The sequence below is a fragment of the Streptomyces sp. BE20 genome (assembly GCF_036322525.1).
Taxonomy (GTDB): Bacteria; Actinomycetota; Actinomycetes; order Streptomycetales; family Streptomycetaceae; genus Kitasatospora.
This window is the reverse complement of the sequence record NZ_JAQYWW010000604.1, coordinates 1-301: the sequence shown is the minus strand read 5'-3', so window position 1 is coordinate 301 and position 301 is coordinate 1. Positions and strand designations below refer to the sequence as shown.

The following is a 301-nucleotide window of genomic DNA, read 5'->3' as shown; positions in this document are numbered from 1 at the left end:
GGTGTCGCGGGCATCATCAAGATGCTGCTGGCGATGCGGCACGAGACGCTCCCCGCCACCCTGCACGCGGAAGAGCCGTCGGCGGAGGTCGACTGGTCCGTAGGCGCAGTCGGGTTGCGGACGGAGTCGCGGCCGTGGAGCGCCGGGGTCCGGCCTCGTCGGGCGGGTGTGTCGGCGTTCGGCGTGAGCGGGACGATCGCGCACGTGATCCTGGAAGAGCCCCCGGTGGCGGAGCCGGCCTCGGTACCGGTCGCGCACCTGCCTGTGGTACCGGTGCTGCTGTCCGGCCGGACCCCGGTCG

The 301-nt window shown here is 73.4% G+C and carries 1 protein-coding gene; it reads left to right on the top strand.

The features are described 5' to 3' along the window. Positions 1 to 301: ketoacyl-synthetase C-terminal extension domain-containing protein (locus tag PUR61_RS12095; protein WP_329878729.1), on the top strand; the 301-nt coding region annotated here is incomplete at both ends.